Annotated in this window: 14 protein-coding genes; 11 read left to right on the forward strand and 3 right to left on the reverse strand. The window is 74.8% G+C overall.

Annotated elements, in window-relative coordinates; all coding sequences use genetic code 11:
• Positions 1-6 precede the first annotated feature (6 nt).
• From AC3ET3_RS09950 to AC3ET3_RS09960, 3 genes are read left to right on the forward strand one after another with little or no spacing between them, the layout of a single operon-like run.
• On the forward strand, positions 7-1,398 hold the full coding sequence (locus AC3ET3_RS09950) for an aldehyde dehydrogenase family protein (RefSeq protein ID WP_435611986.1): 1,392 nt from the start codon (positions 7-9) through the stop codon (positions 1,396-1,398).
• Positions 1,395-2,195, forward strand: a complete 801-nt coding sequence (locus tag AC3ET3_RS09955; RefSeq protein ID WP_432134513.1) for a 3-oxoacyl-ACP reductase — start codon at positions 1,395-1,397, stop codon at positions 2,193-2,195. The genes AC3ET3_RS09950 and AC3ET3_RS09955 overlap by 4 nt, the downstream gene beginning before the upstream one ends.
• Before the next feature lie 26 nt (positions 2,196-2,221).
• On the forward strand, positions 2,222-2,485 hold the full coding sequence (locus AC3ET3_RS09960; protein WP_432134512.1) for a DUF2510 domain-containing protein: 264 nt from the start codon (positions 2,222-2,224) through the stop codon (positions 2,483-2,485).
• Between the two features lie 13 nt (positions 2,486-2,498).
• On the opposite strand, the gene AC3ET3_RS09965 is transcribed toward AC3ET3_RS09960, so the two are convergent.
• A complete protein-coding gene (locus AC3ET3_RS09965) occupies positions 2,499-3,701 on the reverse strand; it encodes an amino acid deaminase/aldolase (RefSeq protein WP_432134511.1) in 1,203 nt (400 codons plus the stop codon).
• A gap of 1,916 nt (positions 3,702-5,617) precedes the next feature.
• Here AC3ET3_RS09965 and AC3ET3_RS09970 point away from each other — a divergent pair.
• Genes AC3ET3_RS09970 through AC3ET3_RS09980 form a run of 3 tightly spaced genes read left to right on the forward strand, consistent with a single transcriptional unit; the run spans position 5,618 to position 8,066 of the window.
• Positions 5,618-6,442, forward strand: a complete 825-nt coding sequence (locus tag AC3ET3_RS09970) for a hypothetical protein (RefSeq protein ID WP_432134510.1) — start codon at positions 5,618-5,620, stop codon at positions 6,440-6,442.
• Positions 6,439-7,617 carry a type VII secretion-associated serine protease mycosin gene (mycP, locus tag AC3ET3_RS09975; RefSeq protein WP_432155700.1) on the forward strand — a complete coding sequence of 393 codons (1,179 nt, stop codon included), beginning with the start codon at positions 6,439-6,441 and terminating at the stop codon, positions 7,615-7,617. Before AC3ET3_RS09970 ends, mycP begins: the two co-directional genes overlap by 4 nt.
• 59 nt (positions 7,618-7,676) lie before the next feature.
• Positions 7,677-8,066: a hypothetical protein gene (locus AC3ET3_RS09980; protein WP_432134508.1), complete on the forward strand. Its 390-nt coding sequence runs from the start codon at positions 7,677-7,679 to the stop codon at positions 8,064-8,066.
• On the opposite strand, the gene AC3ET3_RS09985 is transcribed toward AC3ET3_RS09980, so the two are convergent.
• Positions 8,052-9,095 (reverse strand): serine hydrolase, encoded by a 1,044-nt coding sequence (locus tag AC3ET3_RS09985; RefSeq protein WP_435611987.1) that lies wholly within the window; start codon positions 9,093-9,095, stop codon positions 8,052-8,054. The genes AC3ET3_RS09980 and AC3ET3_RS09985 overlap by 15 nt on opposite strands.
• 150 nt (positions 9,096-9,245) lie before the next feature.
• On the opposite strand from AC3ET3_RS09985, the gene AC3ET3_RS09990 reads away from it, so the two are divergent.
• The gene (locus AC3ET3_RS09990; RefSeq protein ID WP_435611988.1) at positions 9,246-9,989 is read left to right on the forward strand and encodes an SseB family protein; all 744 of its coding nucleotides are present in this window, start codon (positions 9,246-9,248) and stop codon (positions 9,987-9,989) included.
• A gap of 69 nt (positions 9,990-10,058) precedes the next feature.
• Here AC3ET3_RS09990 and AC3ET3_RS09995 read toward each other — a convergent pair whose 3' ends face one another.
• Positions 10,059-10,451, reverse strand: coding sequence for a DUF1844 domain-containing protein (locus AC3ET3_RS09995; protein WP_432134505.1), 393 nt, complete (start codon positions 10,449-10,451; stop codon positions 10,059-10,061).
• Between the two features lie 373 nt (positions 10,452-10,824).
• Here AC3ET3_RS09995 and infC point away from each other — a divergent pair, with 373 nt between their 5' ends.
• From infC to AC3ET3_RS10015, 4 genes are all read left to right on the forward strand, one after another.
• Entirely contained in the window at positions 10,825-11,478 is a 654-nt protein-coding gene (infC, locus tag AC3ET3_RS10000) for a translation initiation factor IF-3 (RefSeq protein ID WP_432134631.1), read from the forward strand.
• A 111-nt stretch (positions 11,479-11,589) separates the two neighbouring features.
• Positions 11,590-11,784: a 50S ribosomal protein L35 gene (rpmI, locus tag AC3ET3_RS10005; protein ID WP_007829094.1), complete on the forward strand. Its 195-nt coding sequence runs from the start codon at positions 11,590-11,592 to the stop codon at positions 11,782-11,784.
• A gap of 96 nt (positions 11,785-11,880) precedes the next feature.
• On the forward strand, positions 11,881-12,264 hold the full coding sequence (gene rplT, locus AC3ET3_RS10010; RefSeq protein WP_432134504.1) for a 50S ribosomal protein L20: 384 nt from the start codon (positions 11,881-11,883) through the stop codon (positions 12,262-12,264).
• Positions 12,265-12,364: 100 nt separating this feature from the next.
• Positions 12,365-13,213: a TrmH family RNA methyltransferase gene (locus tag AC3ET3_RS10015; RefSeq protein WP_432134503.1), complete on the forward strand. Its 849-nt coding sequence runs from the start codon at positions 12,365-12,367 to the stop codon at positions 13,211-13,213.
• Positions 13,214-13,291: the final 78 nt, after the last annotated feature.

A 13,291-nucleotide genomic window follows, 5' to 3' on the forward strand; every position in this document is an offset into this window, starting at 1 on the left:
CACCCCTTGTCCGAGCCGCACGCCTCGTCCGACCCGCACGAGCTGACCGTCCTCGATCCGGCCACCGAGGAGGTCGTCGCCACCGTCCCCGCCGCCGACGCGGCCGACGTGGACCGCGCCGTCGCCCGCGCGACCGCCGCCCAGCGCGCCTGGGCCGCCACGGCCCCCGCCGACCGGGCCCGCCTGCTGCGCCGGTACGCCGACACCGTCGACGCCCACGTCGAGGAACTGGCCGCGCTGGAGGTCCGCGAGGCCGGCCACCTCCTCGGCAACGCCCGCTGGGAGGCGGGCAACGCCCGCGACCTGCTGCTCTACGCGGCCGGCGGCGCCGAACGCCTCCTCGGCAAGCAGATCCCCGTCCCCGGCGGCTGGGACGTCACCTTCCAGGAACCCCTCGGCGTGGTCGGGGTGGTCGCCCCCTGGAACTTCCCGATGCCCATCGCGGCCTGGGGTTCCTTCCCGGCCCTGGCCGCCGGCAACGCCGTCGTCCTCAAGCCCGCCGAGACCACCCCGCTGACCGCCCTGCGCCTGGCCGAACTGGCCCTGGAGGCGGGGCTGCCCGAAGGGCTCTTCCAGGTCCTGCCCGGCCACGGCCACATCACGGGCCGCGCACTCGTCGACCACCCCGGCGTGGCGAAGATCGTCTTCACCGGCTCCACCCGCACCGGCCGCGAGGTCATGGAGCGCTGCGCCCGCCAGGTCAAACCCGTCACTCTCGAACTCGGCGGCAAGAGCCCCAACATCGTCTTCGCCGACGCCGACCTGGAGGCGGCCGTCGACCCCTTCTCCTTCCTCGACAACGCCGGCCAGGACTGCTGCGCCCGCACCCGCATCCTCGTCCAGGAGACGGTCTACGACGAGGTCGCCGAGCTGCTCGCCGACGCGCTGTCCGCCGTGGTGGTCGGTGACCCGGCCGACGAGAAGACCCGGATGGGCCCGCTCATCTCCCGGCAGCAGCTGGACCGCGTACGGTCCTTCGTGCCCGACGGCGCCCCGGCGCTGCGCGGCACCGCGCCCGACGGACCCGGCTTCTGGTTCCCGCCAACCGTGCTCACGGCGGAGCGACCCGACTCCGACGCCGCCCGCGAGGAGATCTTCGGCCCCGTGGCCGTCCTGCTCCCGTTCACCGACGAGGCGGACGCCATCCGCCTCGCCGACGACACGCCGTACGGCCTCGCCGGCTCCCTGTGGACCCGCGACCTGGGGCGCGCCCTGCGCGTCTCGCGGGCCGTCCGAGTCGGCAACCTGTCCGTCAACTCCCACTCCAGCGTCCGCTACTGGACCCCGTTCGGCGGCTTCAAGCAGTCCGGCCTCGGCCGCGAGCTGGGCCCGGACGCGCTCACCGCCTTCACCGAGACCAAGAACGTCTTCATCAGCACGGAGGGCCCCGCACAGTGACCGAATCGCCCGCATCGAGCGAAGAGACCGTCTGCCGTCGTCTGGTCGGCCGGACCGCCGTCATCACCGGAGCCGGCAGCGGCATCGGCCTCGCCGCCGCGCGCCGCCTCGCCGCCGAGGGCGCCCACGTCGTCTGCGGCGACGTCGACGAAGCCCGCGGAAAGGCCGCCGCCGAGGAGGCCGGCGGCACCTTCGCGAAGGTCGACGTCACCGACCCCGAGCAGGTCGAGGCGCTGTTCAGGACGGCGTACGACACCTACGGCAGCGTCGACGTCGCCTTCAACAACGCCGGGATCTCACCGCCCGACGACGACTCCATCCTGGAGACCGGCCTGGAGGCCTGGAAGCGGGTCCAGGAGGTCAACCTGACGTCCGTGTACCTGTGCTGCAAGGCCGCGATCCCCTACATGCGGCGCCAGGGCAGGGGCTCCATCATCAACACCGCGTCCTTCGTGGCGCGGATGGGCGCGGCGACGTCCCAGATCTCGTACACGGCGTCCAAGGGCGGCGTGCTCGCCATGTCCCGGGAACTGGGCGTGCAGTTCGCCCGCGAGGGCATCCGGGTCAACGCCCTGTGCCCGGGCCCGGTCAACACGCCTCTGCTGCGGGAGCTGTTCGCCAAGGACCCCGAGCGGGCCGCCCGCCGCCTCGTCCACATCCCCGTCGGCCGGTTCGCCGAGGCGGAGGAGATCGCCGCCGCCGTCGCCTTCCTCGCCAGCGACGACTCCTCCTTCGTCAACGCGACCGACTTCCTCGTCGACGGGGGGATCTCCGGGGCGTACGTCACCCCCCTGTAGCCGCCCTCTCCAGTGCAGGGACGAGCATGACACCGCCGCCCGGCTGGTACCGCCACCCGCGAGCCCCCGGTCCGGAGCGCTGGCGGGACGGTACCGGCTGGACGGCCCGCAGCCGGGCGGCCTCGCGGCCCGCGGCGGGAGCGGCGGCCGCGGCCGGCCGCGTCTTCGACGCCGGCGCCGACGGGTCGCCGTTCGCCGACACGGACCGCATCACCCGGGGCATCCGCCCGGTCGGCGACGCGGCCCGCGGCGGCGGCGTCGGCAGCGGCATCCAGCGACAACCGCGGTGAGGCACGGGGCGGGTCACAGGAACGTGTGCCCCTCGCCCCGGTACGTCGGCACGGTCGCCGTCACCCGGTCGCCCTCGACCAGATGCAGCCGCTCGAACCGCTCGCACAACTCCCCGGCCTTCGCGTGCCGGAACCACACCTTGTCACCGACCAGCAGATCGTCGGCCGGCGAGCCCAGCAGCGGGGTCTGCACCTCGCCGGGCCCCTCCTGCGGGTCGTAGCGCAGCCCCTCCGGCAGATACGGCACCGGCAGCCGGTCCCGCCCCGGCGCACCCGAGGCCGGGTACCCGCCGCCCAGCACCGTCACCACGCCGACGCCCGGCCGCCGTACCACCGGCAGGGCGAACAGCGCCGCCGGACGCCCGCTGAACGAGGTGTAGTTGTCGAACAGCCGGGGCACGTACAGCCCCGAGCCGGCCGCGATCTCGGTCACCGCGTCCTCGGCGGCCGTACTCTGCACGCTGCCGGTGCCGCCGCCGTTGACGTACTCCAGATCCGGTACCACGGCCCGCACCGCGCGCACCACCGCGGCCCGGCGCTCGGCGAGTTCCCGGCGTGCGGCGGCCTGCATCAGCCGGATCGCGCGCGACCGCAGGGGCCGCCCGGCGAGCTTGTCCCCCACCCCCGCCACATGCCCCTCGTACGCCATGATCCCGACCACCCGGAACCCCTGACGCCTGCTCACCGTACGGGCCAGCTCGGCGACTTCGGCGGGGGAGTGCAGGGGGGAGCGGCGGGCGCCGACCCGCATCCGGCCGCCGAACAGCTGCAGCGCGGTGTCCAACTCCAGGCAGACCCGGACGACTTCGCGTCCGTCGCCGCGCGCGGCGTCGATCAGGTCCAGCTGCGCCACGTCGTCCACCATCACGGTGACGGCCGACGCGAGCTTGGGGTCGGCGGCCAGTTCGGCGAAGCCGGCGCGGTCCGCCGACGGATACGCCAGCAGGATGTCGTCGAATCCGGAACGGGCCAGCCACAGCGACTCGGCGAGGGTGAACGACATGATCCCCGCGAAACCGTCCTTGGCGAGGACGCGTTCCAGCAGCGTGCGGCAGCGCACGGACTTGCTGGCGACCCGGATCGGCTTGCCCCCCGCACGACGGACGAGGTCGTCCGCGTTGGCGTCGAAGGCCTCCAGGTCCACGATCGCGAGAGGGGCGTCGAGAGGGGCGGTGGCCCGGTCGTAACGGGCCCGGTCGGCGGCGCGCGCAGTCATGACGGCAGCCTGCCAGACGCGATTACCGCAGGGTAGGGGGACGTTCCGGGCAGATGCCCCGAGGCTGCGGACTGGTTCCCGCTCGACCAGGAACAAGCCGTAGAGTGACGCGGACGCACGCACGGACGGCGGCTTCGGCCGGATATCCGCGCCGGGATGCCGGTCCGCGCGTACGGGTATGCGTGCCAGGACGGGCCGGTCGCCGAACGGCGCTCCCGGCTCGCGTTCGGCACGGTCAGGGTCGGTCTGCGACGGACAGGGCCCGGGCGGACAGCAGAAACGTCCCGGGGACGAGAAACGGGGGGTGCATGAGCACGGAAGCACGCCGCGCCTCGATCCCCCCGCGTCCGGACACCCCGCCCCGCCCCGCCGTACCGCCCCGCCCCGCCACACCCCCGCCGGGCGCCCCGGCCGAAGCCGCGCCGAGCCCCCGGCCGGACGCCTCCGGCACCGCGGCGACCGGTGACGCCTCCCGCCCCACCACGAGCGGGGACGCGCCCCGGGGCACCGGCGACTCGAGGTCGGCGGGCCGCCTCCGGCCAGGCGGGAACCCGCGCCCCGGCACGCAGGGGGAGGCGCCCGCCTCCTGGACCGCGCCGACCGGTTCGACGCCCGCACGGCCCGCGCCCGACGGCCGCTCTCCGGGCGGCGCTCCGGCGCCCCCGCGCCCTGCCTCGCCCCCGGCCGCGCCCGGGCAGGCCGGCTCCCGGCCGCCGTTCCCCGCGCCGCGCCGACCGGCCACACCGCCGCCCCCGCCTGCCGCATCGGCCCGCTTCCCGGACACCCCGCCGCCCACCGGCCGGTCCCGGACCCCCGGGGCCGACGGGAGTCCCCGGACCACCGGCGCCGCCGACACCTCCCCGCGCCGCTCCCCGGTCCAGGCCGCCCCCCGGGCCGGCGATGCGGCACAGGGCCGTCCCCCGACCGACGAAACCGGTCCGGGCGGGCCCGAGGCGCGTGACACGGCCCCGGACGGGCCCCGGTTCCCCGGAAGGAACCCGGGCCCCGCTCGCGTGACCGACGGCCCCTCGGGCCGCCCTTCCGCCCCGGACCCGGCTTCGGGCCGCCCTGCCTCCGACGGCGCGCCTTCCGGCCACCAGCCGACCGGCACCGCGTCTTCCGGCCGTTCCTCGGACGGCACCGGGTCCTCCGGGCACACCCCGGGCGGTGCGGCGTCTTCCGGTTCTCAGTCGGCCGGTACCGGGTCCTTGGGGCACTCCCCGGCCGGTGCCGCGCCTTCCGGTCGTCAGTCCACCGGTACGGGAGCCTCGGCTGGTACGGCGTCCTCCGGTCGTCGGTCCACCGGTACCGGGTCGTCGGCCCGCTCCTCGGCCGGTGCGGCCTCCTCCGGTCATCAGCCCACCCGCACCGCGTCCCCCAGCCACTCCCCGGCCCCGACCGCGTCCCCCGCCCCCGACCGGAGCGCTCGGGGAACGGTCGGGCGGCCTGGCGTCGCTGAGGCCGGACCGGTCGGCGATCGCGGCGGTGATGAGGGACGCGGTGGCCCGGGGGCCGCCGGGAGATCCCCGGACCGTACGCACGCCCCGGCCGCCGGAGCCGCGTGGACGCCGTTCTCGCGCCGCGGACTGCTCACCCCGCGCCCGCCCTCCGGCCCGGCCGGACCGGCGTCCGCCCCCGCGGCCCCGGACAGCGAGCCCGCCTGGTCGCCCACCGCGCCGATACGCCACCCCGACTTCGGTGCGCCGCCGCACCCGGCCCCGCCTCCTCCCGCCACGGCGCCCACCCGCGGCAGCGACCGCCCGTACCGCCCGGACACCGACCGCGCCGGTCCCGCCCCCGCACCCCGGTCCGCGTACACCGGTGCCGGACCGGCGCCCGCCCCCGGGACGGCCGGCCCCACCGACATCGCGCACACCCCCGCCCCCGACCCCGCGCTGTCCTGGAGCGCCCCCGCGGTGCCCGGCGCCGGCCCGACCGTGGTGACGTTCGGGCAGCCCGAGGGATTCGGTGAGGGCGGCCGGGGGCTCCGCGGCGCCCGCAGGCGGGTCGTCGCGGCCGCGGCCTGCGTCGTGCTCGGCCTCGGACTCATCGGCGGGGCCGTCACGGGCAGTTGGCTGGTCGGCGACGCCTCGGCCGGCGACGCCGGCGCCTACGCGACAGCCGGCGGACTGTGGCACAACCTGCCCGTCGACCAGCTGTTCCCGCCGACCGTGGACGGACAGGGCGCCGGCCCCGGCGGCTCCGACCGCACCTGGACCCGGATCGCCGTCGCCCCGGACGGCGACTGCGCCGACGCCTTCGACCCGTTGCTGAGCCAGGTCCTCGCCCCCGTCGGCTGCGAACGCCTCCTGCGCGCCACCTACACCGACGCCACGCAGAGCCACGTCACCACCGTGGGCCTGCTGTTCACCACCGCCGACGCCGCCGCCATGCGCGCTCTGGACACCCGGTTCGGCAAGGAGGGCCTCGCCCGCCGCGCCGACCTGATGCCCCGCCCCTACGCCGCCGAGGACACCGTCGCCGCCGCCTTCGGCGACGCCCAGCGCGCCTCCTGGACGATCTCGGTGCTCACCGACGCCCCCGTGGTGGTCTACGCCGTGTCGGGCTGGGCCGACGGCCGCACCGTCGACAGCCCGCAGCCCGCCGCCGAGGCGACCCGGGCCGGCGCCACCACGGCCACCGCCCAGGCCGGCCTCGGCCACGAGGCCCAGGGCCTCGCCGACCGCGTCGAACGCGGCCTGCGCAGAGCCGCCGTCTCCCCCTCGGAGCAGCCCTCATGAGCCGCGGCCGCACCGCGCGCCGGGCCGGCGCCGTCAGCTGCCTGCTGGCCGCGGCCCTGGCCCTCGTACCGCCCGCCACCGCGCACGCCGACGCCATCCGCGCGCGGCAGTGGGCCCTCGAAGCCATGCACACCGCCCAGGCATGGCAGACCACCAAGGGCAAGGGCGTCACCGTCGCCGTCCTGGACACCGGCGTCGAGGCCGACCACCCCGACCTCGACGGCAACGTCCTGCCCGGCCGCGACATGGTCGGCTTCGGCGCCCGGGAGGGTGACCGCGCCTGGGCCCGGCACGGCACCGCGATGGCCGGCATCATCGCCGGCCACGGACACGGCTACGCGGGCGGCGACGGCGTCCTGGGCGTCGCCCCCGAGGCGAAGATCCTTCCCGTCCGGGTGATCCTCGAGGACGGCGACCCGGCCCGGGCCCGCGCCCGCGACACCCGCGGCAACGCCCTCGCCGAGGGCATCCGCTGGGCCGCCGACCAGGGCGCCGACGTCATCAACCTCTCCCTCGGCGACGACTCCGCCTCCGCCCACCCGGAACCCGCCGAGGACGAGGCCGTCCAGTACGCCCTCGCCAAGGGCTCCGTCGTCGTCGCCTCCGCCGGCAACGGCGGCGAGAAGGGCGACCACATCTCCTACCCGGCGGCCTACCCGGGCGTCATCGCCGTCACCGCCGTCGACCGCTACGGCACCCGCGCCGCCTTCTCCACCCGCCGCTGGTACGCCACGGTCAGCGCCCCCGGCGACGACGTCGTGATAGCGGACCCGGACCACAAGTACTACGAGGGCTGGGGCACCAGCGCCGCCGCCGCGTTCGTCTCCGGCGCGGTCGCCCTGGTCAAGGCCGCCCACCCCGGCCTGACCCCCGCCCAGATCAAACGGCTCCTGGAGGACACCGCCCGCGACGCCCCGGCCGGCGGTCGCGACGACTCGCGCGGCTACGGCTTCGTCGACCCGGCCGCCGCCCTGCGGGCCGCCGCCGCCCTGGAACCCGCGAGCCTGCGGGCCCGGTCCTACGGTCGGCAGTACTTCGGCCCCGGCCCCGACAGCCCCGCCTCCGACACGGGCACGGACTGGGCCGGGCCCCTGGCCGGCGGCGCGGGCGGCGTCCTGCTGGTGGCGGGCGTCGTCCTCTGGCGCGGCCGTCGGGAGGACGGCACCACCCCCTGACGGACCCGGCCCGCGCGCCGCCCGGCCGTCCCGGACACCCGGCACTACCGTCGGACCCCGTGAGCGAACCACTCTTCTACGTCGACCGCTCGGACGTCCTCGAAGGGAAGGCCGAGGCGGTACGGACCGGCATGCTCGACCTCGCCGACTTCGCCGAGGAACACGAACCCCAGCTGATCGCCTACCACTTCTACCTCGACGAGGCCGGGACGACGATGACCACGGTGGCCGTCCATCCCGACCCGGCGTCGCTGGACCTGCACCTGCGGATCGGGGAGCAGCGGTTCCGCGCGTTCGCCACGCTGGTGCGGCTGCGGACCATCGACGTCTACGGCGACCCGGGCCGGACCGCCCTGGACCAGCTCCGCCAGAAGGCCGCCTACCTCGGCGGCGCCGAGGTCACCGTCCACACCCGGCAGTCCGGCTTCAGCCGGCTACCGCGGGACTGACCCGGTCGCCGCGGCGGACGGGGAGGGCGAGGCGGCCCCGGTGAACGAGGCGGTCCCGGTGAACACCGACACCGCCGCCCGCGCCGCCGCCTCCACCAGTGCGACGCCCGCCGCCTGTGTCGCGTTGCCCCGCGACAGCGCCGCCACCAGGTAGTCGTGGCCGCCGACCGTCACCCGCCCGATGCTGTTGACGTCCCACAACCCGGTCGTGCTGCGCGGCAGCCAGCCGTTCTTCAGGGCCCACCCGGACCCGTCCGCGACGACCGAGACCCCCCACCGCTGACCGGCGGCGATCCGCCCCATCAGCTCCCGGACGTACGCCCGGGACGCCTCGCTCAGCCGCGAGTCCTCGCCGAATACCTGCTCCAGCAGCACCAGCTGGTCGGCCGCCGTCGTCTGTGTCAGCCCCCACAGCGCGCCCTGCGCGCCGGAGGTCTCCGTGAGCCCGAACCGCTCGTTCGCCGCGTCCAGCCCCTCCGCCCGCCCGATCGCGTCCCACAACGCCGTCGCGGAGTCGTTGTCGCTGTTCTCGATCATCGCGGCGGCCTGGGCCCGCTCCTGCGCGGTCAGGCGCCGACCGGCGTCCTGGGCGCGCAGCAGCAGCGCCGCCAGGATGTCCACCTTGACGATGCTCGCCGTGTCGTAGGCGTCCGCGCCGTACACCGCGCGCCCGCCGCTCGCCGGGTCGAGCACCGCCACGGACACCGCGGCGTCGTCCGGCACCGTCACCGACGCCATGGCCGCCGCCAGCAGGGCATCGGCGTCGGCCGCCGTCTTCGCCTCCGCCGGCTCCGTCTCCACCGGCTCCGTCACCGACACCACCCCGGTCTCCTCGTTCGCCGACGCCGACGCCGACGCCGACGCCGACGATACGGAGGCCGGACCCGAACGGGCCCGCGCCGTCCGGTACACGGTGCCCGCGGCGCTCACCCCGACGACGGCGACCACGGCGAGGGCGGTCCACAGCAGGGCGGCACGGCGCCGGGACGGGCGGGTCCGGCGGCGCCGGCGGGCTCGGGATGACGGCATGACCGCGATCCTGGTGGCGTCGGCTGTGCCCGCCGTCAGAGGAAGATGAGATCCACGTCAGAGAATGCCCGGAAACCTGTGACAGTGGTGAACGCCGTGTTTCCCGCCCCGCACAAACGCGGCAGCAACCCCCCGATAGGGTCGGGGACCGTGGCGAACAAGAACATTCCCGACCCCGGCTACTCCGACGACGACGGCTCGGCCGACCCCCGGCTGGCCGCCGCGCTCGCCGCCTGGGCCGAGGACCGCACGGCCGTGGGACCCGTCCTGGAGGCGCTCCGGGGCGCCCGGCTGCTCGTTCCCGTCGTCGCCGTGCTCGGGGAGGTCGAGGAGGACGAGAACGGGCTGCGCCGGGAGAAGACCAGCGACATGGCCGTGCCCACGCTGAGGGCGGGGAACCGCACCGCCCTGCCCGCCTTCGCCTCCACCGACTCCCTCGCCCGGTGGGACCCGGAGGCCCGCCCCGTCGCCGTTCCCCTGCACCAGGCGCTCCAGGCGGCCGCGCACGAGCGGGCGGACACCCTGCTGCTCGACATGGCGGGACCGGTGCCGTTCGAGCTGACCGGGCCGGCACTGCTGGCGCTTGCGGAGGGCCGCACCACCACCGACCCGCTCACCGACCCGGCCGTCATCGAGGCCGTACGGGCCGCCGTGGCCGCCGAGCCTGCCGTGATCCGCGCCCACCTGGGCCCCGGACAGGCCGACGGCACCCTCGCCCTGGTCCTGGACCCCGCCGCCGCTCCCGCCGAGGCCGCCCGTGCCGTCGCCCGGCGGCTGGCCGACGACGACACGCTGAGGGCCCGCCTGCTGCGCGGCCTCGACCTGGCACTGCTGCCGGCCGGGACCACGCCCCCGGGCGAGCCCCTGTACGTGAAGGACCAGGCCGGTCGTTGACAGACCAAGCAGGTCGTGGAAGGACCGGGCCGCTCGTTGAAGGACCGGGCCCGTCGTGGAAGGAGCGGGTCAGCCGTAGACCGGGCCGGTGTACTTCTCGCCCGGCCCCTGCCCCGGCTCGTCCGGGACGACCGACGCCTCGCGGAACGCCAGCTGCAGCGACTTCAGGCCGTCGCGCAGCGGCGCCGCGTGGAAGGAGCTGATCTCGGTCGTGGAGGCGTCCAGCAGCCCGGCCAGCGCGGTCACCAGCTTGCGGGCCTCGTCGAGGTCCTTGTACTTGTCGCCCTCCTCGGTCAGACCGAGCTTCACGGCCGCCGCGCTCATCAGGTTGACGGCGACCGTCACGATCACCTCGACCGCCGGGACCTCGGCGATGTCGCGGGCCATGGCGTCGAAGTCGGCATCCGCGGCTTCCGCGGCGGGTGCGGCGGACGCGGCGGATTCAGGAGGGGTCTCACTCATGCCCCACACGATAGGCCCCGGAGGCCGGCGGTTCGCACCACCCCCGGGCAGCTGCTAACCTTGTGTGACGACCGGCCGAACTCGCCCCCAGCACCACCGGCGCGTACGGCCCACAAGTGGAGGCTCCGATCTCCCACCCGACCGTCCCCCGGGACGGCGGGTCACCGGTCAGGCGGCCGCCATCGTTCCGTACGGACGATGGAGTCGCCCGAACAGCGCCCCGCGATCATCGCGGCGGTGCTCCGGAAGCATTGGAGCCCCGCCTGTGATCGTCCGGGGCATTTTTTGTGCTTCGGCGCGGTTAGGTCTAACGAACACACACGTATCGCGGCCCTCAAGCCAGAGAGTCGCGGGGTGCTACCGAGGAGGATCCATCAGCGCCGAGCCCCGCATCAACGACCGGATTCGCGTTCCCGAGGTGCGACTTGTCGGTCCCAGTGGCGAGCAGGTGGGCATCGTCCCGCTGGCCAAGGCACTGGAGCTTGCGCAGGAGTACGACCTGGACCTGGTCGAGGTCGCGGCGAACGCCCGCCCGCCGGTCTGCAAGCTCATGGACTACGGGAAGTTCAAGTACGAGTCGGCCATGAAGGCCCGTGAGGCGCGCAAGAACCAGGCGCACACGGTCATCAAGGAGATGAAGCTCCGGCCGAAGATCGACCCGCACGACTATGACACCAAGAAGGGTCACGTCGTCCGGTTCCTCAAGCAGGGCGACAAGGTCAAGATCACGATCATGTTCCGTGGCCGTGAGCAGTCCCGCCCCGAGCTGGGCTACCGACTGCTGCAGCGTCTCGCGGAGGACGTCCAGGACCTCGGTTTCGTCGAGTCGAACCCGAAGCAGGACGGCCGAAACATGATCATGGTTCTCGGTCCGCACAAGAAGAAGACCGAGGCGATGGCCGAGGCCCGCCAGGCGCAGGAGGCCCGCAAGGCGGAAGCGAAGGCCAACCCCGGCCGCTCGCAGAACGCCGCGGACGCGGACGCCGTGAACGCCGAGGCGTCTGCCGAGGCTTCCGCCGAGGCGTGATCCCGTGGGCCGCGAGGCCCTGCGGACATAACCGATACAAGAGCGACGCTCCATCGTGCCCGGTTTCGCGACCGGGCACCGGAGCGCCACCGACGAGGAGAGAACGGCGCTATGCCGAAGAACAAGTCGCACAGCGGTGCCAGCAAGCGCTTCAAGGTCACCGGCTCCGGCAAGGTGCTCCGTGAGCGCGCCGGCAAGCGCCACCTGCTCGAGCACAAGTCGTCCCGTCTGACGCGTCGCCTCACCGGCAACGCCGAGATGGCCCCGGGCGACGCCAAGAAGATCAAGAAGCTTCTCGGCAAGTGACGTCGGGCGCGCACCCCGCGCCTGATCTCTGACCGGGACCCAATCGTTTCCGGGCCGTGTGAGCAGCCCCACGGCCCCGCTACAAGGAGTTAACAAGTGGCACGCGTCAAGCGGGCAGTCAACGCCCACAAGAAGCGCCGGGCGATCCTCGAGCAGGCCTCCGGCTACCGCGGTCAGCGTTCGCGCCTGTACCGCAAGGCCAAGGAGCAGGTCACCCACTCGCTGGTCTACAACTACAACGACCGCAAGAAGCGCAAGGGTGACTTCCGCCAGCTGTGGATCCAGCGCATCAACGCCGCTGCCCGCGCCAACGGCATGACCTACAACCGCTTCATCCAGGGTCTGAAGGCCGCGAACATCGAGGTCGACCGCAAGATCCTGGCCGAGCTGGCCGTCAACGACGCGGGCGCGTTCGCCGCGCTGGTCGAGGCCGCGCAGAAGGCGCTGCCGGCGGACGTGAACGCGCCGAAGGCCGCGTGACACCACGCCGGCGCTAGCCGACGCCCACCCGCAGGACCCGCAGGCCTCCGGCTTGCGGGTCCTGCTGTTGCACCAGCCGCGCACGTTCGAAGGTAAGAGGATGCCCCCCGTCTCCCCCGAGCTCATCTCCCCCCGCTCCACCCGGGTCGTGGCCGCCCGGCGGCTCGCCAAGCGGAACTTCCGGGGGAAGGAACGGCTGTTCCTCGCAGAGGGCCCGCAGGCCGTGCGGGAGGCGGCCGCCCACGGCGACACCCTCGTCGAACTGTTCGCCACCCTCGACGCGGCCGAGCGCCACGCCGACATCGTCGGTGACGCCCGCACCGCCGGCGCCCGGGTCCACCTGGCCTCCGAGCAGGTCATCGAGGACATCTCGACCACCGTCACCCCGCAGGGCCTGGTCGGGGTCTGCCGGTTCCTCGACACGCCGTTCGAGGACATCCTCGCGAGCCGGCCGAAGCTGGTCGCCGTACTCGCGCACGTCCGGGACCCCGGGAACGCCGGCACCGTGCTGCGCTGCGCCGACGCCGCCGGCGCCGAGGCCGTCGTCCTCACCGACGCCTCCGTCGACCTCTACAACCCCAAGGCCGTGCGTGCCTCCGTCGGCTCGCTGTTCCACCTGCCCGTCGCCGTCGGCGTGCCCGTCGAACGGGCCGTGACGGGCCTGCGGGACGCCGGGGTGCGGATCCTCGCCGCCGACGGGGCCGGCGACCGCGACCTCGACGAGGAGCTGGACCGGGGCACCATGGGCGGGCCGACCGCCTGGGTCTTCGGCAACGAGGCCTGGGGACTCCCGCAGGACACCCGCGCCCTCACCGACGCCGTCGTCCGCGTCCCCCTCCACGGCAAGGCCGAGAGCCTGAACCTCGCGACCGCCGCGGCCGTATGTCTCTACGCGTCGGCACGCGCCCAGCGCGCCCCCGGCGGGTGCCGAACCGCCCCCGGGAACTGACCGCCCGACGGGCGAAGGGACTTTCACAACAGGCCCCAGCTAGTAGGGTGACCAGCTCGGGGGCCCTCGTCTGAGAGG

The organism is Streptomyces sp. bgisy159, from assembly GCF_057707805.1.

Bases quoted from the DNA above. Each gene is read 5' to 3' on its own strand.
- AC3ET3_RS09960 (WP_432134512.1), top strand. From the start codon at position 2,222: ATGACACCGCCGCCCGGCTGGTACCGCCACCCGCGAGCCCCCGGTCCG.
- AC3ET3_RS09965 (WP_432134511.1), bottom strand. From the start codon at position 3,701: ATGACTGCGCGCGCCGCCGACCGGGCCCGTTACGACCGGGCCACCGCC.
- mycP (WP_432155700.1), top strand. From the start codon at position 6,439: ATGAGCCGCGGCCGCACCGCGCGCCGGGCCGGCGCCGTCAGCTGCCTG.
- AC3ET3_RS09985 (WP_435611987.1), bottom strand. From the start codon at position 9,095: ATGCCGTCATCCCGAGCCCGCCGGCGCCGCCGGACCCGCCCGTCCCGG.
- AC3ET3_RS09995 (WP_432134505.1), bottom strand. From the start codon at position 10,451: ATGAGTGAGACCCCTCCTGAATCCGCCGCGTCCGCCGCACCCGCCGCG.
- rpmI (WP_007829094.1), top strand. From the start codon at position 11,590: ATGCCGAAGAACAAGTCGCACAGCGGTGCCAGCAAGCGCTTCAAGGTC.
- AC3ET3_RS10015 (WP_432134503.1), top strand. From the start codon at position 12,365: ATGCCCCCCGTCTCCCCCGAGCTCATCTCCCCCCGCTCCACCCGGGTC.